Here is a 19,294-nt window from a genome sequence, read left to right as displayed (position 1 = left end):
GACGATGAATCGAAGAAAATTCCTTTGCACCCTGGTCGCTGTCGCAGCGTTGCCCGTCACTGGAACGGCGCTGGCGGCAGGTGAAGGCATGATCGTGTATAAGGACCCCAACTGCGGCTGTTGTTACGCGTGGGCTGCGGCAATGACAAATGCTGGGTTTGTGGTGAAGGCCGAAGAGGTAGTCGACATCGAGGTCGTGAAGGACCGTTTCAATGTCCCGACCGACCTCCGTGGCTGCCACACGGCCGTGGTCGCAGGCTACTACCTGGAGGGTCATGTGCCGCTAGAGGCGGTGACGAGACTGCTCGCGGAGAGGCCCGATCTTGCGGGCCTCGCCGTGCCGGGCATGCCTGTGGGGTCATTGGGCATGGGAGACAGCCCTAGCGCTTCATATGACGTCATGTCCGTTGGAAGGGACGGCATTGGTACCCTCTACCAAGCGGTGAGGCCTAAGATCTAACCGTAGGATGGCATGACGTTTTAGGTTGCAGCACTTTTGGGTGCGTCTTCTATTGAAGTCATCGCGGTGGTTAGTGGCCACGATCGGTGTGACCCTGCCCGCAGGTCTGGTTGATGGGTAGAAGGTTTGAATCTCTGTTGGCTAAAAGGCAGCTTGAGCTTTCCGGCTGAATTAATCCGTTTCATTGAGAGATTTTTCTTGCGCCTCTAGTGGCTAGAGGTCGTACGGTTAATCTTTCACAATGTGAGGATTTCCAGTGAGCAACTCGTTACACACTCGTTTCCGGGTAATCGGAATGGGTGGCGTCGCCTTAACCGAGTTTGGGATGCGGTAGTCTCTTCGACCTGAACTTCACGCATCAATCGACAAAGCGATTTCCCGCCAGGTCGAGATGGCGTGAGTGCGAAGCTGGCGATGGTCTGCGGCGGTCAAGTCTTTGCGGTGAAGAAGGAAGAGATTGGCGATCTGGCCGTGAGTGGAGACGAAACGCTGACATTGCCGCGCGGACTTGAAGCGCATCATGCGCCGCTCTCGTCGTCGCACAGCAAGATGGGAATTTTCAGCCTGGTTGTTCAATCCCTTGTGCGAGCGATGTTCGACCTTCGGCATCAAATCCGCCTTCGCAGCCGAATAGGAACGCAGCTTGTCGGTCAGCATCACGCGCGGGGCGATGCCTTGACCCTTGAGCAGTTTGCGCATCAGACGCAAGGCTGCTGCCTTGTTCCTTCGGCTTTGCAAGAGGGCGTCGAGAACGTAGCCGTTGGCATCGACGGCGCGCCACAGCCAGTATTTCTTTCCCTTGATCGTCACCACCATCTCATCGAGCTGCCACTTGTCGGCAAACTGGCCTCGTGAGCGGCGTCGGAGCTGATTGGCGAACTTCAAGCCAAATTTCGCCGCCCATTCCGAGACGGTCTGGAATGAGACGTTGATGCCGCGCTCGGCCAACAGATCTTCGACGTCGCGTAAACTGAGCGGAAATCGGAAATACAGCCAGACCGCATGGGTGATGATCTCGGCAGGAAAGCGGTGGCGTCTGAAGTGGGCGGCAGGGAATTCGGTCATGACAATCCGAATATCAAGTCGGCTAAAACAGGCGGTTAAGGCGACGCCACCTCCGAACCCGTACATCGCTTGCACGCCTAGAGCTTGGCCTTCGCGAAAACGTCGACCAATTCATCAAACTTTCGTCGCTGAACCTCCGCATTGCCCGAGATGATCGCTTCTTCAACGCAAAAAGCCGCATGGGCCTTCAGCACTTGAGTTTCGACCTTCGAGAGAGCGGCTTTTACTGCATGAAGCTGATGAAGGATTTCGATGCAATAGCGCTCATCCTCCACCATCTGACCGACGCCGCGGACCTGTCCGGCAATTCGGTTAAGAGAGGTCAGAATACTGCTCCTGTCTTTGTCGCACATGCCAATACCCCTACATGGTATGGGTACTGAACTCTCGAAACGCTGGTCGGTTCCGAAGGGCGTGCAACTTCTGTCTCGAACTCTTGACCACCAGCAGCGCGTGCCCACGCATACGAGATCACGGACGGGAGCTTTGGGGCCGAGCCAGAACTTAATCCACATCAAAGATTCACGGTGCTCGGCAGCGCATGCTGGGATCAACAGCAAATCGCCTGGACGCCACATCTATACGCATCACCCCCGGAGACTGCACCATGGATAGCGAGGTTCCTGCATACGGCCTTTGGTCATTGGTAATTCTCAACTCAGCGGTCTTCATTTTCTTCGCATTTTCATTCTTCAAACCCTCGACAACCCGCGATTGGCGATCGTTCGGGGCCTTTAGCGCCTTCATCGTCGCGCTATTCGCCGAGATGTACGGGTTTCCCTTGACGATATTTCTCGTCTCGGGCTGGCTGCAGTCGCGCTATCCCGGCATCGATTGGTTCTCGCACGATGCCGGGCATCTTCTGGAAGAACTTTTTGGCTGGCGCTCCAATCCACATTTCGGACCGTTCCACATAGCGAGCTTTGTCTTCATCGGCGGGGGATTCGTTCTCATCTCGGCCGCCTGGAAGGTGCTGTATGAAGCTCAGCGCACTCGGATACTTGCCACGAGCGGGCCATATGCTTGGATTCGTCATCCGCAGTACGCCGGCTTCGTGCTCGTCCTGTTCGGCTTTCTCCTGCAATGGCCCACACTGCTGACCCTGGGAATGTTTCCTTTCCTGGTCGTCATGTACTGGCGCCTCGCTCGTTTTGAGGAGCGGCAGGCAATTGCGGAGCATGGCGGCGAATATGAGCGGTACATGCGGGATGTCCCCGGCTTCATCCCTCGCTTTCTTGGCCCGCCGGCCGATAAAGCACGCCCCTAATTGCCGGCCTGACCTATCCACCTTCCGCCATTGCTGAAGGACGCGACGGCGCTAGATCACGAAAAAGGTAGAGCAAAATGACACATAGAACTTCTGTTCGCGTCGCGGTGAACGGTTTCGGCGTTATTGGCAAACGTGTCGTGGACGCGGTGCTTCGACAAGAGGACATGGAGCTCGCAGGTGTGTGCGATGTCGTCGGCGACTGGCGTTTGCGAACCCTCAGCCAAAAGGACGTCACCCTGTACGGTGCCTCGGAAGAAGCTGTTCTCAGCCTGAAGGACGCGGGGTTTGAGGTTTCTGGCACGCTCGATCATCTCCTTGACAAAGCCGACATCGTTGTCGATTGCACTCCGAAGCACGTCGCCGCAGCAAACGTCGAGCGTTACAAATCTCGCCGCATCAAGTTCATTGTCCATGGCGGCGAAAAGCATTCGGTCACAGGCCATTCCTTTGTCGCCGAAAGCTCCTTCGCCAGTGCGGTCGGACGTGATGCGACCCGCGTCGTGTCGTGCAACACCACGTCTATCGTCCGAACGCTGACCGCTCTGAAGCAGGCAGGTCTGCTGAAGCGCGCTCGCGGCACCTTGCTGAGACGGGCAACGGACCCTTGGGAAAGCCACCTTGGCGGCATAATGAATACGCTCGTTCCCGAGCCCGAGATACCTAGCCATCAGGGTCCAGATGCCCAGAAAGTCGACCCGGATCTGGATGTCGTGACCATGGCCGTGAAGGTGCCGGAGACAATTGCACATCTGCACTACTGGTCGGTGCAGCTCACGCGAAATGCGGAGAAGGAGGAAGTCCTTGACGCATTCCGCGCGTCGTCCCGGATAGCTCTGGTACGAACGGCCGACGGCCTCACCGCTATCAACACGATCAAGGAACTGATGGCTGACCTCCATAGGCCGTTCGGCAACCTATATGAAGTCGCGCTATGGGAGGACATGCTGCGCACCGAGCGGGATGAGCTCTTCTACGCCTACATGGTGGACAATCAAGCGATCGTTATTCCTGATACGATCGACGCCATTCGCGCATTGTCTGGCCTGACACAGAATGCCGAGTTTTCCATTGCACGGACCAACACCGCCCTCGGCGTCAGGCAACGGTTCTATTAACCCGCAAGCGAGTGCCGCCCAAAAGCGGCACTCATTCGGAAATGCCAGCGACTGCGCCTTTGCGCGGTCTAATCGACACATCCTCGTCCTCCTCATCGGTCTCCAGGCGCATAAGAATTGGACAGTGAGGGCGATGGTCGCCACGGCAGGCGTTAACCAACATCTTCAGTGTTTGTGCCATTTCCTGCAAGGCTTGGATCTTTCTCTCAAGTTCCGCGATATGACCCTCGGCCAACCGCTTGACCTCCGCACTCTGGCGCGACTCGTCCCGCCACAGTTCCAGAAGTCCGTTGATCTCAGCGACGGAGAAGCCAAGGTCGCGTGCGCGACGGATGAAACGCAGCATATGCACGTCTGTATCTGAGTAGTCCCGATAGCCGGACCCTGTACGATCTGCCCGTGGTATCAAGCCGGTCTGCTCGTAGTAGCGGATCATCTTGGCCGAAACGCCGGATGCTCTGGATGCTTGTCCAATGTTCATGAGCGATTTCCCTTCGTAGTGGACACCGTCCTTGGCAGGCGGCGTCACCCTTTATTAATGAGCAGCCCGAAAGCGACGAAGCCGCAGGGCATTGCCCAGCACGAACACACTCGACAAGGCCATCGCGCCCGCCGCGAACACGGGCGAGAGAAGGATACCGAATCCGGGGAAAAGCGCGCCCGCCGCCACAGGGATGAGCGCCGTATTGTAAGCGAATGCCCAGAATAGGTTCTGTCGAATGTTGCCGATTGTCGCCTTCGACAACGCTATCGCGTTGGGCACGCCTTGCAGGCTGCCTGACATCAGTACGACGTCGGCGGCTTCGATTGCTATGTCCGTGCCCGTCCCAATGGCGAGACCTACATCCGCCTCCGCCAAGGCCGGGGCGTCGTTGATTCCGTCGCCGACGAAGGCCACCTTGCCATATTGTTCCTTGAGACGGCGAACCGCATCAACCTTGCCGTCCGGCAACACCTCCGCCGCCACGTCATCGATCCCGAGTTGAGCGGCGATGGCCTTGGCGGTGCGCATGTTGTCCCCGGTGATCATCGCAACCTTCAGGCCAAGACCGTGCAACGCCTTGATTGCGGCGGGCGTGGTCTCCTTGATCGGGTCGGCCACTGCGATGATCGCCGCGATCTTTCCCTCTATCGCAGCATAGAGCGGCGACTTACCCTCGTTACCGAGACGTTCGGCCGTCTCGCTAAACTGCGCAACGTCATGACCGAGCTCGACCATGTATCGATCAGCGCCGATTTCGACGCGCCGACCCTCGACCAAAGCTTTCACACCGAAGCCTGTTACCGATTCAAAGTCAGACACCGCCGGCATCCGAACGCCTTCCGCAGCGGCCGCATCCACGATCGCCCGCGCGATTGGATGTTCCGATTTCGCCTCGACAGCAGCCACCGTACCCAGAACCTCGGGTCGGTCGAAGCCTGCGGCAAGTTCCAGATCGGTCAAGGCCGGCTTTCCTTCGGTTAGCGTACCCGTCTTGTCCACGGCGACCACACTGGCGTCTTTCAGCAACTGGAGCGCCTCGCCTTTGCGAAAGAGGACCCCCAGCTCCGCACCGCGGCCTGTGCCGACCATGATGGACGTCGGCGTAGCCAGACCCATGGCGCAGGGGCAGGCGATGATCAGGACGGCGACAGCGTTGACCAGCGCGAAGGTGAGAGCGGGCGACGGCCCGAAATACAGCCAGGAAGCAAAGGTGAACGCCGCTACCACAAAGACCGCTGGCACAAACCACATGGTTACCTTGTCGACCAGCGCCTGGATGGGAAGTTTGGAACCCTGTGCCTCCTCCACCATACGGATGATCTGCGACAGAACCGTATCCCCGCCGACCGCCGTCGCCCGGAAAGCGAAGGCGCCCTTCTGGTTGACAGTGCCGCCCACGACCACGCTACCGATCGCCTTCGAGACCGGAACAGGTTCTCCGGTAATCATCGACTCATCGACATAGCTATCACCTTCGACCACTTCACCATCGACGGGAATGCGTTCGCCGGGGCGAACCTCAACGATGTCGTCGGGAGTCACCGAACCGATCGGCAAGTCGACCGTCTTGCCATCCCTGCGAACCCGCGCAGTCTTTGCCTGAAGGCCGACCAGCCGCTTGATCGCCTCGGACGTGCGCCCTTTGGCACGGGCTTCCAGCAAGCGGCCAAGCAGGATGAGAGTGACTATGACTGCCGCAGCTTCGAAATAAACGTTGATCGTTCCAGGCGGGAGGAAGCCCGGTGCGAAGGTTGCAACCAAGGAGTAGCCGTAGGCAGCAAGCGAACCGACCGCCACCAGTGAATTCATGTCGGGCGCCATCCGCCAGAGGGCTGGAATTCCCTTGTCATAGAAGCGAATGCCCGGAACGAAGAGCACGAGGGTCGTCAGCACGAACTGGATGTACCAGCTCCACTGCATGCCGATTGTCGATTCGATCAATGCATGACCGCCTGGGATGACATGGGATCCCATTTCCATGAGAAAGACTGGAGCTGTAAGCACCGCAGCCATCGTGAAATCACGGGCCAGTTCGCGCCGCTCCGCTTCCTTTCTCTCCGCTTGCTCGGCATTTGCATCCTCGTGGTCAGGGCCGGCATTTGCGCGCACTACCTCGGCTTCGTAGCCAGCATCTGCGATGGCGGCGATCAACTCAGCCGTGTTGGCGCCGCCGCGCACCGTGGCCCGTTCCGTGGCCAGATTGACCACTGCCTCGGTAACCCCTGAAACAGCCTTCAAGGCGCGCTCGACCCGCCCGACACACGACGCGCATGTCATGCCTTGGATCGACAGCTCTACGAGGCCGGTCGGCCCTGCGGCCTGGGACGGCACCGAATAGCCGACCTTCTCGATCGCCTCGATCAGAATTGCCTTGTCAACATATGATCTGGTGGTGACATTCGCGCGTTCCGTAGCCAGATTGACCGATGCGGCCTCGACACCGGGAACAGCCTTCAGGGCTCGTTCGACTCGGCCAACGCACGACGCGCAGGTCATGCCCTCTATCGGCAGCGATATAGCTTCAGACATCTCATTGGTGCGGACGGGGGCATTCATCGCCTCTTCCTTTCTTATTCGAAGAATCAAATTCTGGAGGAGGATCAGGCTTCCAACGATAGGAAGGTCAATAGAATAAATCCTTGCATGTGACCCTTGACCTTACCATCGTTGGAAGGCCCATCTTGTTCAGCATGAGAGCCGAACAAAGGAGATTTCTCATGCTGCTCAAGATCGAAAACATGACCTGCGGCGGCTGCGCCAAGTCGGTGACAAAGGCGATCCAGTCCGTCGACCCGAACGCTACGGTCAAGCCGGACCCCGCCGCTCGCACGGTCAAGGTCGAGACGGCGGCGACCATCGCCGATATCGAACGCGTTCTGGAAGAAGCCGGCTATCCTGCGGCCGCGACCTGATGAGGATGAAACGATGAACAGGCTAACCCCGATTTTCATAGGTGGCGCAATCGCCATCAGCGTGGGCCTGGCACTTGCTCAAACCCAGATGGATAACAATGGCGCTATGCAGGGACACAATATGCCCGGCATGAACATGCAGGGCATGGACATGTCCGCCGCGGACGAACTCTCGACCAAGGCTTACATGGCCGTCATGGAAAGCATGCAGAAGAACATGCTGATGGACTATTCAGGCGATGCCGATGTTGACTTCATGCGCGGCATGATTCCCCATCATCAGGGCGCTATCGACATGGCAAAGGTCGTTCTCGAGTACGGTCGCGACCCTGAGGTCCGCAAGCTCGCAGAAGACGTGATCAAAGCCCAGGAAGGCGAGATCGCGATGATGAAGAAATGGCTCGCCGATCGTGGCAAGTAACGCCTGTCGGGCGGCTTCTTGAGCCGCCCGACCAATCCCTGCATCTTACACAGGCTCGGGAGAGGGCGCGCTATTCCGCGTTTGACCCTGTCGAGCCCGGAGACCACGACGTTGCCATAGAACGCGCCATGCTAAGCAACCTTCGGAAGGCCGGGTTGTCATTACGTGGAGACCATACGCCGCTAAATGGCAAGATTTCCCCGAGAATTGCCCGATAGCACACGCCGGGGAACTGAGCCGCAGTCATCGCCTCGCTAACGACCGTCAATCCGCGGCCCAGAGCCACGAGTGGGAGCAGGTTCTCTCGTCCGACAAAATGGACGGTAATCTCGGGGTGCTGCCCCAGACCAGCCAAGCGCTGAACCAGGTAGTCATGAATTTCTCGGCCGGGCGCCACGTCATTCACGATGAAAGTTTCATCAACGAGGTCGGTCCAATCTACCTCGTCGCGCGCGGCTAACGAGTGATCCTCCGGTAGAACCGCAAAGACGCGCTCAGACCAAAAGTACGAGGTGTCGCAATCAGACCAGAGGCGGGTGCCGGTAAGGAAGGCGACGTCAAGAGAAAACTGGCGAATCGCCGCCACATGCTCTGAAGGATTGCCATCGATGAGTTCAACCTGAACCCTCGGATGCGCGCGATGATATGCACGCAATAGTTCTGCGAGAAACCCCGAGGCAATCGATGAGAATATTCCGATCCTCACGAAGCCGCTTTCAGAACGCCCTATGGCAGCAATATCTTCGGCTCCGTCGTCAACGTTTCTGAGAATTTGTCTTGCCCGTCCAAGGAACCGTTGCCCTGCATGGGTCAGCGAGATCCCCCAGGTGTGCCGGTGAAACAGCGAGGCGCCGAATTGATCCTCAAGGTCAGCAATACATCGACTGACCGCTGATTGCGATAGCCCGATGGCCGCCCCAGCTTTGCGGAAGCTGCCATGCTCGGCCACGACCACAAAGGTGTTAAGGTGACGCAGCTCTATTGCAGGTGGTCGCCTAGCCATGTCAGCAGCCTCCTACGAGGCGCGAGGCCGTTTAATTCAGGAGATGCCAAATCCAACGGCTCGCGCCACTGTTCGGGTCCAAGCTGTCTGATACCCGCGTCGATCACCGTCGCCCCTCGTTCGCTCGTATCCGTGCAACGACGAGTCGCGCAGCGAGTAAAGGGTTTCGGATCTGGCATGTCGCGATTCGAAGTGCCGTTGGTCATGCTGCGCTCTCGCTATCTGAAGCTGATTCATTGGAGGTCAGCGGCTATCTTGGTCGGCACGCCTTTCGTGATGATTATGTCCATGTGCGCCATGCTTCCGATGCATGAAGATATGGAGTACCGGACAAGCCAGAATGAGAAGCCAAGGCAACCAGCCCAGAGTGTGAGCACGATGCTCCGTGATGAGGTAAAAGGCGGCGATTGCGAGAAAGCCATAGAAGGCGACGCTGCTCGCTGTAAGCTTGGATCGTTGAGCGTTACCGCCCGTTTGCCTATCAGAGTTCTGGTCCATATTGCTCCTCCAGTATCGCGCGTGGCCTCGGCAGGTGCATGTGTGCCGCGACACCGCCTGTAAGCCGACCGCGAGGCAACTGCTGTTGAGATAGCAATGGCCGTCTGGGGGAGTCTTTAATCTCGATTAAGGTGTCGGGAACGACGAGGCTACCCTGCGCGGTTCGCCAAAAGGCCAACCTGGACGGATCCGGTTCGACTTCTCGCACATCAATGTGGAGGGCTTCGGTGGCCAGAGGAGCTACGCCATCACTGCTTTGATCGGGAACGGACACGCCGCTCCCCGTCGACACAATTCGGCGCGCTATTGAGGAGAGCTTGGCAGATCCCTTGTGGCCCATGGACTAGGCATGTGGCAGCGCCTCGAATCCGCAAACCAGATCGTCGACCGGACACGAGCAGGAACCGATCCTCACATCTACTCCGCATAGCACGAGCCGATCGCGGTCCGCGTCTGCGATGAAGCCGCACACGAGTCTAGTTGCGCTGCTGATCGCGATCATCGCGCATGTCGCCTCACTGGTGCGGTCGGCATTCGGCATATAGTCGCGGCAGCGAGTGACCGGATCGACCAGCAGGATTCCGTCGCATTTTGCGAAGAATGGGCTCAGCATCGTCCGTCGTCGAGTGCGAGCGACGAGAACCGCAACCCAGGTCTTCCGATCTGCCCGCAACAGCGCCATCGATGACATGCGTGACCCGCTGGAACAAGTTTCTGGATGTGACGAAATCATCACCTTGCGCGCCGCACTTTAACCTCGATCAAGCACATCGACCCTCGTCCCGGCGGATTGGTCGCGTTCCCGACACGAATTGACACCCTGCCGCGAACCTCCGCCCTGGACCTTGATCTGAATCAATTTGAGGTGGCTGTACATATAGTATGTGTTCCGGATCGGGGTATTCGCTCTATGTTGAAAGGGCGAGCCGTTCGATTGCGGAATCGAGGAATGCTCAGGTATTTGGCAGCACTGATGGTCTGCATGCTCGTTCTGGCGATCCAGGCCGGGCCAGCCATGGCGCATAACGGTGATTTCACGCCGTCCGGCACCGAAATCCGGCTTGCGAACGCCGAGTTCAGGGCCTCTGCAGCGGCCCAGGAAGACTGCCCGACCGACGCCAGTTGCTGCAAAGCCATCTGCGCTCCGTGCTTTGCACCGCTATGCACTTACCAAGGCAGACTCACCATCATCGGTTCCTGGACCACCAAATCATTTGCGCCAAGGCAAACCTGCCTGCGGTCGTTCATTCTTGGCCGCGACCCTCCCGTACCCCGAAATCAAATCCTCTAGGCGGCGTTCCGCGGCTAAAACCCTGTCGCCAGATTGGATCAACACTCTGGTTCCTGGAGATTTGTCGTGTTCGCGCCCACCTGATCCCCGGCGCAAAGCTGCGTCGGCGCACAGGTCCTCACGTCAGGATTGATTGCCTGTTCGGATAGCCACCGAGACGGGCTCCGCGCCCCGGAGGTGCAACATGAACTTGGATCGCTCTTTTTTCTCCCCCGAGCCCGCCCGATCATTTCAAAGCGCCAATTTGGCCATGATCAACGGCGCTTGGAGCAGCTTGCTGCCAAACAACCCCCCAGCAGACGGCGCTTCAAACGCCGAAAATGCCATTGTTCCTCAATCATCGAAGGCTTTGACGCTCTCAAGTCACGGCACCCATACGTCTGCTTCGCTTGGCGCCGTGTCTCCTCCGATCGATGCAAACCGCCTCATTCGGGGGTTCAGGACCGGCGACCGAAAATTCGACGCAGGCAACGAAATCCTCGGTATTGGGTCCACTACCGGTTCTTTGTTCAACCTTCTTGACGGTTGGATAGCGGTATATTCCTTGCTTCCCGATGGCCGGCGACAGATCGTGCATTTCGCATTGCCAGGCGCAGTGCTGGGGGTGCTCTCGTCCGGTCACATGCCCTCAAACGTCGGCGCGCAGGCCCTGACGGACGTAGTCGTTTCCGTCGTTCCGATGTCCGTTCTGAAATCGCGCCTGCGGGAAGACCCGGAAATCGGCTTGAGACTCGCGCAATCTGTAGCGCGCGAACGCGATCTTGCCTTCGATCACCTGACGAGTATCGGGCGTCGCTCGGCACGAGAGCGCGTCGCCCATCTCCTGCTGGAGCTGTTCACGCGATATCGGGCGCAATGGCCCGGCAACCGCATCGAAGAGATGGCGCTTCCCCTAACTCAAGAACAGATCGGCGATGCGACGGGCCTGACATTCGTTCATGTCAACCGTGTCCTCAGTTCCCTGCGGAAGGAGGGAATCGTTCAATTTCAATACCGGCGTCTTCGAATCCTCAATCCGGATAAGTTGATCGAGGTCGCGGGAGTGGATGTGGAGATCGCGAAGGCGTGGCTCGATCAAAACTCTTCGCGATCAGATGATCGAAGGCGGACCACATAGGCCGGTCCGCCATGCGACAGCCGGATGCGCGTTATCGCGGTGACCAATCCCGACCGACAGGTGAATACTGGAGCAAGGGCCGATGGTCCGGCATTGGTTACCGCCTGAAGGCGGGCGTCTTCCGCTCGATCTCATGCGCACAAGCCGCCGGTCCGCCGGAAATCGTCTGTAGCGATCCCGAACGCCGGTCGTTCTTCACCCTGCCGCAGCGCTTGCGAGCGGCTCATCGGGCGTGAAGAATACGTCGGCGTGCATATCCTCGACGCGGAGCCTCCGGTTGGTGGCAACCACCATGACGGCCTCCACCATCGGTGGCGGCCCGGCGATATATGCCTTCCAGCCGTCGAGATCTGGCAGATCCTTTGCGACCACAGCATCGACATAACCGGTTCGCAAAGCCGTGCCCGACGCCTGGTCGGACAGAACAGGGGTAAATGCCAGATTTCCGTGGATGGACGCGAGACCCTCAAAGTGGTCGACGAGATACAGATCGTTTTCCGTCCGCACCCCGAAATAGACGTGAATGGGTTGTCTCATCCCCCGTGCCAGCGCGGTTTCAACGATCGACTTGATCGGGGCGAGGCCCGATCCGCCCGCCACACAGAGAATTGGGCCGGCATGCTTCTCGCGCAGAAAGGACGAGCCGAAAGGCCCCTCGACCATGACCGGGTCCCCGAGATCGAGCACTGAATGAATGAGGTTAGAGGCCACGCCATCCGGCACGCGACGAATGTGAAATTCCAGCTCGTCGGCGCCCGGCGGGTTCGCCATCGAATAATCTCGTGTCGGCGTGGCCGGAAATGTCACGCGCGCGAACTGGCCGGCCGTAAAGGAGGCAGGCCGACCGTCTTTCGGGCGAACCCGGACAATTTTGATATCGTGGGTGACATCCTCAATGCCAACAACGCTACACTGGAGGCGTCGACGTGGATGGTCGGCCAGCTCGTCCGCACCACCCAGCCATGTAACGGTGGCGTCGGTTTTGGGGATTGCCCGGCAGGCGAGTATCAGCCCCTCAGCTTTCTCCTCGACGGAGAGCGCGAAACGCGAATGCTCCCGAAGGTCGACCTCGCCGGAGTTGAGGCGGGATTTACATGACCCGCAGCGTCCGGATCGGCAGCCGTGCGGATAGGCGATGCCGCTTGCAAGCGCGGCCTCGAGTATCGTCTGGCCTAGCGCGACTTCGATGCTGGCTCCAGCCTGCGGCAGGTCCACTCGTTTGCTGTTCATGACCATATCACTCATGCGGGCGTCGACAAGTCGAGGGCGGCCATGAGTCCGGGCTTCTGGCTCGCAAACGTCCCGTAGAAGATCTGCGACCCGACGATGGTTATCGGTGCGACCCGCACCCCGGTTCGCGCTTTCGCTTCCTCCATCACTGATGGATCGGTCAGATCGCGCTCCTGGAACGTGATGTCTTGTTCTTTGAGCCAGGTCTTGAGCGCCCGGCAGTCCGGGCAAGTGGGTGTCGTATAGATGATGACGCTGTTTGTGCTGGAATGCTTCATCTGTCGTCTCCTTTCGATTTGACAGTTCTTCATCCAGCTTGCGGTTTCCAACGATGGCAGGGTCAAGAAGATTTATTAAGGGTTGACCTTACCATCGTTGGAAGCCCCAATCTCCTTGGACGCGAACAACAGAGGAGGTCCCTATGCTTCGCTTCCAGGTCCCGAACATGACATGCGGCGGCTGCGCAAAATCAGTGACCAAGGCGCTTTTGAGCGTCGACGGGATGGCCCGGATCGAGACTGATCCTGACAAACGCGAGGTCCTGATCGAGACGAGCGCCGACAGGGCAGCCCTTGTCGCCGTTCTCGAAGAAGCAGGTTACCCGGCAGACACTCCTGAATCATCGGGGTGAGAGGCGTTTCGCCACAGCGCCCTGTTTCCGAACAAGCGGGAAGAACGGTCGGCGGCGCGGCCCCATCGCCTCAGCCGAGCCGCAAGAACTTAATCTGGATCAAAGATTCGGAACGTCGGACCGAAGACCTTTGCACCGAAGATTCTGCCCTGCCGAGAACTGGCCAGTGTCACGGAACAAGAATGGCCTGCATTCCGAGTTATCGCCAATGGCCAGTGAAGGACAACATCGAATGAGCTCATCGCATAGCCAACACGGCAACCACCACGCACATCATCGGACGGCTGCCAACGGTCCGCACCACGACCACGCGGCCGCAAGCATCGTCTCGGCAGCCGGCTCAACCCATGCCGAACATACCGGGCACGGCGGACACGATCATGCGGAGATGGTCGCCGACTTTCGCCGCCGCTTCTGGGTTTCGCTCATTCTCACGCCGCCCGTCCTGCTTCTGTCTCCGATGATCCGCCATTGGCTCGGCCTGACCGAGCTATTGTCGTTTCCGGGCGACGGTCTCGTGCTCTTCGTCCTCTCGACCATCGCCTACGTCTATGGCGGCTGGCCGTTCCTGACCGGCTTCACCTCGGAGCTGCGCAAGGGCCAGCCCGGCATGATGACGCTGATCGCGCTCGCGATCTCGGCCGCCTATTTCTTCTCGGCGGCGGTCACCTTCGGGTTCCCCGGCGAAGCCTTCTATTGGGAATTGGTGACGCTCATCGCCATCATGCTGCTCGGCCACTGGGTGGAGATGCGTTCCGTCATGGGGGCTTCCCGCGCGCTGGAGGAACTGGTGCGCCTGCTTCCAGACAGCGCGACGCGGATCGATGCGGACGGCTCGACGCATGAAGTAGCGATCTCCGCCCTCCAGCCCGGCGACCGCGTCATCGTCCGGCCGGGCGCGAAGGTGCCGGTCGATGGCGAGATCATCGAGGGATCGTCCGCCTTCAACGAGGCGATGCTGACAGGCGAATCGCGGCCTGTTTCCAAGACCGTCGGCGCGCCAGCCATCGGCGGGGCGATCAACGGCGCCAATGCCGTGACGATCAAGGTGACGGCGACGGGGGACGCGACCTATCTGTCTCAGGTCATCGACCTCGTAAAGAAGGCGCAGGCGACCCGTTCCAAGACCCAGGACCTCGCCAACCGGGCAGCCGCCTGGCTCACCTATATCGCCCTCGTCGTCGGCTTCGGGACGCTTTTCGTCTGGTGGATCGTTCTCGGATCGCCCCTGGAGTTCGCTCTGGAGCGCATGGTGACGGTCATGGTCGTGGCCTGCCCGCATGCACTCGGCCTCGCCGTGCCCCTGGTGGTGGCCGTCAGCACATCGCTGAGCGCGAGCAACGGTCTGTTGATCCGCGACCGGGCCGCTTTCGAGCGCGCGCGCAATCTTGATGCAACGGTCTTCGACAAGACAGGGACGCTGACGGAAGGACGTTTCGGCGTCAGCGATATTGTCCTTCTGTCCGCTGGCGACGAAAGCCAGGAATTGGCGTTCGCCGCCGCAGCGGAGAGTCAGTCGGAACACCCAATTGCACATGGCATCGTCGCTGAAGCCAAGAAGCGCGGCATCGCGATCCCCAAGGCCACCGAGGTCAGCAATATCACCGGCGAAGGCATTACCGCCAAGGTTGACGGCGAGGAGCTTCGGATCGTCAGCCCCGGCCATCTCGCTCGGCAAGGCAGCCCGATCGATCATCCGAAGCTCAAGGAGCTGGAAGCAGACGGCAAGACGGTGGTTGTACTTGTCCGCGATGGCGCGCCGCGCGCGCTCTTCGCGCTTGCCGACATCGTGCGTAGCGAATCGAGAGAAGCCATCGCCGAACTGAATCGCCTTGGCATAAAGTCGGTGATGCTGACGGGCGATGCGAAGGGCGTTGCGGAATCGGTATCCAGGGAACTCGGCATCTCCGAATATTTCGCCGAGGTGCTTCCCGATCAGAAGTCGGACAAGATCAAGGAATTGCAATCGCGTGGCCTTTCGGTGGCGATGGTGGGCGATGGCGTCAACGATGCGCCAGCTCTTGTCCAGGCCGATCTCGGCGTCGCCATCGGCGCTGGTACGGATGTCGCCGTGGAATCCGCCGATGTGGTCCTCGTCAAAAGCGATCCGCGCGATGTGGCGGCCATTCTCGGTCTCTCGCGCGCGACCTACCGTAAGATGGTCCAGAATCTGATCTGGGCGACTGCCTACAATACCGTGGCGATCCCCATGGCCGCCGGCATCACCTTCGGGACCGGCTTCCTGATGACGCCGGCCGTAGCTGCGGTCTTCATGTCGGCCAGCACCATCATCGTCGCCATCAACGCGCAGTTCCTGCGCCGCTACCGCAGGAACGGATGACCCACATGGATACGACGAACCACGCTTCGAGCCATGTGATCCTTCCCCGTCCGGGAAACGACGCCTTTGCCCAGCGCCTCGCCAGCGAGGGCGGTTGGCCGCTCGGCAACCTCGAAACCCGGAATTTCCCCGACGGCGAAAGCTATCTCCGCATCCTGTGCGACGTGACCGACAAAGCGGTCATTTTGGTCAGCACCCTGTCTCACCCCGATGAAGGCTTTCTGCGGCTGGTCTTCGCCGCCGACGCCGTACGATCACTGGGCGCCAGAGAGGTAACGCTGATCGCCCCGTACCTCGCCTATATGCGGCAAGATCGGCGCTTTCGACCGGGCGAGGCGGTCACGTCCCGCACATTCGCAAGACTCGTATCGGCAACCTTCGATCGCCTGATTACCGTCGACCCGCACTTGCATCGCCATCCAACACTTTCGGCGATCTATTCCATTCCGACAGCGACGCTTCATGCGGCCCCGCTCCTTGCCGACTGGATAGGGTCGGAGGTCAAGGCCTCACTGCTTATCGGCCCTGATGAGGAAAGCGAGCAGTGGGTCTCGGCCATCGCGAAGCGCATCGATGCGCCACATGCGGTCCTGAGGAAAGTCCGACACGGCGATCGCGACGTCGAAATCGAACTTCCCGATCTCTCCGCCTGGCACGATCGTCAGCCTGTACTCGTGGATGACATCGCCTCATCAGGCCATACTCTTATCGAAGCGGCGAGGAAGTTGCGACTGCAAGGTCTGGCTCCGCCTGACGTCGCTGTCGTGCATGGCATCTTCGCGGGCGATTCGTATCAACAGCTTGCCCCGCTCTGCGGTCGCATCGTTTCGACCGACTCCGTTGTCCACGCCAGCAACCGTATTGAGCTTGCGCCGCTTATTGCCGCGCATCTCCGGACGGACACGGCGGCAGGGTCGGATCAGATCCGCCACCGCCGTCCTCCGGAGCCGCTCGATGCAGTGGAGCGCGCGGGCATCGACTCATTCCCCGCCAGCGATCCACCGCCATGGTTGGGGGGACATCGGTAGCGCTGTCGATAGATCGCACTCAACAAGCAGTCAAAAAAGGATCCCGAAAGCATGGCCGCAGCGACTCCCGAACTCTTCAAGGCATGGCGCGACGGCTATGGCCAGATCCGACATAGCGACGAAACCATCGAGCGCATTCAAACGCTGGCCATGTCGGGACGGATCGAACCTGATCGGCTCTACCGACTGCTCGCAGCGGCCGACCGCCTGACCTCGGCTGCCATGTGGACCATCGTCCACATGACCTATGCGAGGCGTGTCGATTTGTCCGGCGCTCCTCTGCCAGCCGACGCCTTCAAAACCGTTCCGGAGGGCCATACCGGCGGTTCGCTCAACATGGCCCCGGCTTTCGTCGGCTATCTGGTTGCCAACGCGATTTCGGCAACAACCCGATCGTGGCTTATGGGTCAGGGGCATTGCGTGGCGGCGATCGATGCAGTCAACGCGCTGACAGGCGACGTTTCGCAAGCTCAGCTCGGGCGCTATGATCGCAGCGAGAAAGGGCTGTCTCAACTCGCAGCCGATTTCTACTCCTACGCTATCGACGCGAGCGGCCGGCCGGGCGTGCCGATCGGCAGCCACGCCGGCCCAACCACCGCCGGTGCGATCTCGGAGGGCGGCTATCTCGGGTTCTCGGAAGTGCAGTACGTCCATGCGCCACTGACAGGCGAAAGCCTCGTCGCCTTTCTCAGCGATGGCGCGTTTGAGGAACAGCGCGGATCGGACTGGACGCCGCGCTGGTGGCGCTCGGAGGATTCCGGCTTCGTTGTTCCAGTGATGATCATGAACGGCCGCCGTATCGAGGAACGCGTCCAGATCGCGCAGCAAGGCGGGGCAGATTGGTTTGCCGATCATCTCAGCCTCAACGGATTCGCGCCGATGAGGATCGATGGCCGGGACCCCGCCGCCTTCGCTTGGGCCATCCTCTCAGCGGAAGAGCAGCTCACGCGCTTCGCGACCGATCCCAGCCGCCGCTATCCCGCACCCATTCCCTATGTCATCGCCGAGACTGTCAAAGGATTCGGCTTCCCCGGAGCGGGCACAAATGCCGCGCACAATCTTCCTCTGACGGGCAACCCGTCGCGAGACGAAGCGGCGCGTCAAGCCTTCAACGACGCTGCAAGGGCTCTATTCGTGCCGCCGGGCGACATTGATGACGCCGTGTCCGAGATTGCCATTCATGAGAGGCAGGGCCGCGTTCCCGAAAGCAAGCATCCTCTGGCATCCCGTAATCCCGCAGCGCCGCACCTGCCCGAACCTGACTGGTCCCAGGAAGGTTACCCCTCCGACTGCGCCATGCATGCAATAGATCGCTGGTTTGTCCGGGTCGTCGATGCCAATCCCGGCCTTCGTCCGCGGGTCGGCAATCCCGATGAACTCCGCTCGAACCATATGGGCGCAACGCTCGACAGGCTTCGCCACCGCGTAAACCAGTCGGAGCCTGGCGTTGCCGATGCCGTCGACGGCGCGGTTATCACGGCCCTGAATGAGGAAGCCGTGGCCGGTGCGGCGCTCGCCAACAAGGGCGGCATCAATCTGATCGTCAGTTACGAAGCCTTCGCGATGAAGATGCTAGGCGGCCTGCGCCAGGAGATCATCTTCTCCCGCCACCAACGGGAAGCGGGCAAAACGCCGGGCTGGATCTCCGTGCCGCTCGTCGTCACATCGCACACCTGGGAGAACGCAAAGAACGAACAGTCACACCAGGATCCGACGATTGGCGAGGCCCTGTTGGGCGAGATGTCGGATACGTCCCGCGTGCTGTTTCCCGTCGATGCGAACAGCGCTGCCGCGGCGCTGCGGTCGGTCTATCGCGGGCGCGGCCAAGTAGCTTGCCTTATCGTGTCCAAGCGCGACATGCCTCACCGTCTCGACGCCGAGGCGGCCGAGCGCTTCGTCAACATAGGTGCGGCTCATATCGACGGCGACCCGGATGGAGCGGCACTCCAGCTCGTCACGATCGGCGCCTATCAACTCGAAGAAGCTCTCAAGGCCGCCCACCGGCTGAAAGCGCATGGTCGACGGGTCGTCGTCACGGCGATTTCGGAGCCTGGACGCTTTCGGGCGCCGCGCGATCCGCTCGAGGCCGAATTCACAGCGCGCGATGACCAGCTTGCAAGCCTTTTCCCACCCGATCTGCCCCGCCTTATCGTCACTCACACCCGCCCAGAACCGATGGTCGGCCTGCTTCGACGGCTAGACGGCGGCCCGAAACGGACCGCGGCGCATGGATATATCAGTCGTGGCGGCACGCTGGATGTTTCCGGCATGCTTTTCGCCAACCGCTGCTCATGGGCGCACCTTGTCGACGCATCCGCACGGCTCTCGGACTGGTCGCGCGATGAACTGCTCACCCTGGCCGAACGCAACGCAATCGATGGATGTGGCGCTCCTGCCGATCTGTCCAAAGCACAAGATTGAGGGCAAC

The 19,294-nt window shown here is 59.9% G+C and carries 19 protein-coding genes; 11 read left to right on the top strand and 8 right to left on the bottom strand.

Annotation, left to right across the window (positions count from 1 at the left end):
• The first annotated feature begins 4 nt into the window (after positions 1 to 4).
• On the top strand, positions 5 to 460 hold the full coding sequence (locus CFBP6623_RS26115; protein WP_080843340.1) for a DUF411 domain-containing protein: 456 nt from the start codon (positions 5 to 7) through the stop codon (positions 458 to 460).
• A 351-nt stretch (positions 461 to 811) separates the two neighbouring features.
• On the opposite strand, the gene CFBP6623_RS26110 is transcribed toward CFBP6623_RS26115, so the two are convergent.
• Together CFBP6623_RS26110 and CFBP6623_RS26105 are read right to left on the bottom strand one after the other, a co-directional pair.
• Positions 812 to 1,525 (bottom strand): IS6 family transposase, encoded by a 714-nt coding sequence (locus tag CFBP6623_RS26110; protein WP_037095196.1) that lies wholly within the window; start codon positions 1,523 to 1,525, stop codon positions 812 to 814.
• A 77-nt stretch (positions 1,526 to 1,602) separates the two neighbouring features.
• The gene (locus CFBP6623_RS26105) at positions 1,603 to 1,878 is read right to left on the bottom strand and encodes a metal-sensitive transcriptional regulator (RefSeq protein WP_080843339.1); all 276 of its coding nucleotides are present in this window, start codon (positions 1,876 to 1,878) and stop codon (positions 1,603 to 1,605) included.
• Between the two features lie 254 nt (positions 1,879 to 2,132).
• Here CFBP6623_RS26105 and CFBP6623_RS26100 point away from each other — a divergent pair, with 254 nt between their 5' ends.
• Both CFBP6623_RS26100 and CFBP6623_RS26095 read left to right on the top strand, forming a co-directional pair.
• Positions 2,133 to 2,792 carry a methyltransferase family protein gene (locus CFBP6623_RS26100; RefSeq protein WP_080843338.1) on the top strand — a complete coding sequence of 220 codons (660 nt, stop codon included), beginning with the start codon at positions 2,133 to 2,135 and terminating at the stop codon, positions 2,790 to 2,792.
• A 77-nt stretch (positions 2,793 to 2,869) separates the two neighbouring features.
• The gene (locus tag CFBP6623_RS26095; RefSeq protein WP_080843337.1) at positions 2,870 to 3,910 is read left to right on the top strand and encodes a type II glyceraldehyde-3-phosphate dehydrogenase; all 1,041 of its coding nucleotides are present in this window, start codon (positions 2,870 to 2,872) and stop codon (positions 3,908 to 3,910) included.
• A gap of 31 nt (positions 3,911 to 3,941) precedes the next feature.
• Here CFBP6623_RS26095 and cueR read toward each other — a convergent pair whose 3' ends face one another.
• Together cueR and CFBP6623_RS26085 are read right to left on the bottom strand one after the other, a co-directional pair.
• Positions 3,942 to 4,391, bottom strand: coding sequence for a Cu(I)-responsive transcriptional regulator (cueR, locus tag CFBP6623_RS26090; RefSeq protein ID WP_080843336.1), 450 nt, complete (start codon positions 4,389 to 4,391; stop codon positions 3,942 to 3,944).
• A gap of 54 nt (positions 4,392 to 4,445) precedes the next feature.
• On the bottom strand, positions 4,446 to 6,950 hold the full coding sequence (locus tag CFBP6623_RS26085; RefSeq protein ID WP_080843335.1) for a heavy metal translocating P-type ATPase: 2,505 nt from the start codon (positions 6,948 to 6,950) through the stop codon (positions 4,446 to 4,448).
• Positions 6,951 to 7,111: 161 nt separating this feature from the next.
• On the opposite strand from CFBP6623_RS26085, the gene CFBP6623_RS26080 reads away from it, so the two are divergent.
• Both CFBP6623_RS26080 and copM read left to right on the top strand, forming a co-directional pair.
• Positions 7,112 to 7,306: a heavy-metal-associated domain-containing protein gene (locus CFBP6623_RS26080; RefSeq protein WP_080843334.1), complete on the top strand. Its 195-nt coding sequence runs from the start codon at positions 7,112 to 7,114 to the stop codon at positions 7,304 to 7,306.
• 13 nt (positions 7,307 to 7,319) lie between these two features.
• Positions 7,320 to 7,727: a CopM family metallochaperone gene (gene copM / locus CFBP6623_RS26075; protein WP_080843333.1), complete on the top strand. Its 408-nt coding sequence runs from the start codon at positions 7,320 to 7,322 to the stop codon at positions 7,725 to 7,727.
• Between the two features lie 70 nt (positions 7,728 to 7,797).
• Here copM and CFBP6623_RS26070 read toward each other — a convergent pair whose 3' ends face one another.
• Positions 7,798 to 8,730, bottom strand: a complete 933-nt coding sequence (locus CFBP6623_RS26070; protein WP_080843332.1) for a LysR family transcriptional regulator — start codon at positions 8,728 to 8,730, stop codon at positions 7,798 to 7,800.
• Between the two features lie 243 nt (positions 8,731 to 8,973).
• Positions 8,974 to 9,228, bottom strand: a complete 255-nt coding sequence (locus CFBP6623_RS26065; protein WP_080843331.1) for a DUF2933 domain-containing protein — start codon at positions 9,226 to 9,228, stop codon at positions 8,974 to 8,976.
• Positions 9,229 to 10,189: 961 nt separating this feature from the next.
• Here CFBP6623_RS26065 and CFBP6623_RS27045 point away from each other — a divergent pair.
• Positions 10,190 to 10,519 carry a hypothetical protein gene (locus CFBP6623_RS27045; protein ID WP_137002612.1) on the top strand — a complete coding sequence of 110 codons (330 nt, stop codon included), beginning with the start codon at positions 10,190 to 10,192 and terminating at the stop codon, positions 10,517 to 10,519.
• Between the two features lie 184 nt (positions 10,520 to 10,703).
• A complete protein-coding gene (locus CFBP6623_RS26055; RefSeq protein WP_225246838.1) occupies positions 10,704 to 11,636 on the top strand; it encodes a Crp/Fnr family transcriptional regulator in 933 nt (310 codons plus the stop codon).
• 195 nt (positions 11,637 to 11,831) lie between these two features.
• Here CFBP6623_RS26055 and CFBP6623_RS26050 read toward each other — a convergent pair whose 3' ends face one another.
• Together CFBP6623_RS26050 and CFBP6623_RS26045 are read right to left on the bottom strand one after the other, a co-directional pair.
• The gene (locus CFBP6623_RS26050; RefSeq protein WP_080843376.1) at positions 11,832 to 12,866 is read right to left on the bottom strand and encodes a 2Fe-2S iron-sulfur cluster-binding protein; all 1,035 of its coding nucleotides are present in this window, start codon (positions 12,864 to 12,866) and stop codon (positions 11,832 to 11,834) included.
• Between the two features lie 11 nt (positions 12,867 to 12,877).
• Complete coding sequence (locus tag CFBP6623_RS26045; RefSeq protein WP_080843328.1) at positions 12,878 to 13,144, bottom strand: glutaredoxin family protein; 267 nt, start codon at positions 13,142 to 13,144, stop codon at positions 12,878 to 12,880.
• A 143-nt stretch (positions 13,145 to 13,287) separates the two neighbouring features.
• On the opposite strand from CFBP6623_RS26045, the gene CFBP6623_RS26040 reads away from it, so the two are divergent.
• The 4 genes from CFBP6623_RS26040 (at position 13,288) to CFBP6623_RS26025 (ending at position 19,287) form a co-directional block, all read left to right on the top strand.
• Positions 13,288 to 13,497, top strand: a complete 210-nt coding sequence (locus CFBP6623_RS26040; RefSeq protein ID WP_080843327.1) for a heavy-metal-associated domain-containing protein — start codon at positions 13,288 to 13,290, stop codon at positions 13,495 to 13,497.
• A 232-nt stretch (positions 13,498 to 13,729) separates the two neighbouring features.
• Positions 13,730 to 15,838: a heavy metal translocating P-type ATPase gene (locus CFBP6623_RS26035; protein WP_080843326.1), complete on the top strand. Its 2,109-nt coding sequence runs from the start codon at positions 13,730 to 13,732 to the stop codon at positions 15,836 to 15,838.
• Positions 15,839 to 15,843: 5 nt separating this feature from the next.
• On the top strand, positions 15,844 to 16,866 hold the full coding sequence (locus CFBP6623_RS26030; protein WP_080843375.1) for a ribose-phosphate pyrophosphokinase: 1,023 nt from the start codon (positions 15,844 to 15,846) through the stop codon (positions 16,864 to 16,866).
• Between the two features lie 51 nt (positions 16,867 to 16,917).
• Complete coding sequence (locus CFBP6623_RS26025) at positions 16,918 to 19,287, top strand: xylulose 5-phosphate 3-epimerase (protein WP_080843325.1); 2,370 nt, start codon at positions 16,918 to 16,920, stop codon at positions 19,285 to 19,287.
• Positions 19,288 to 19,294 lie beyond the last annotated feature (7 nt).

It is taken from the genome of Agrobacterium tumefaciens, assembly GCF_005221385.1.
In the GTDB taxonomy this organism is placed as follows: domain Bacteria; phylum Pseudomonadota; class Alphaproteobacteria; order Rhizobiales; family Rhizobiaceae; genus Agrobacterium; species Agrobacterium tomkonis.
The sequence above is the reverse complement of the archived record's forward strand: the minus strand, read 5'-3'. Positions and strand labels throughout refer to the sequence as shown.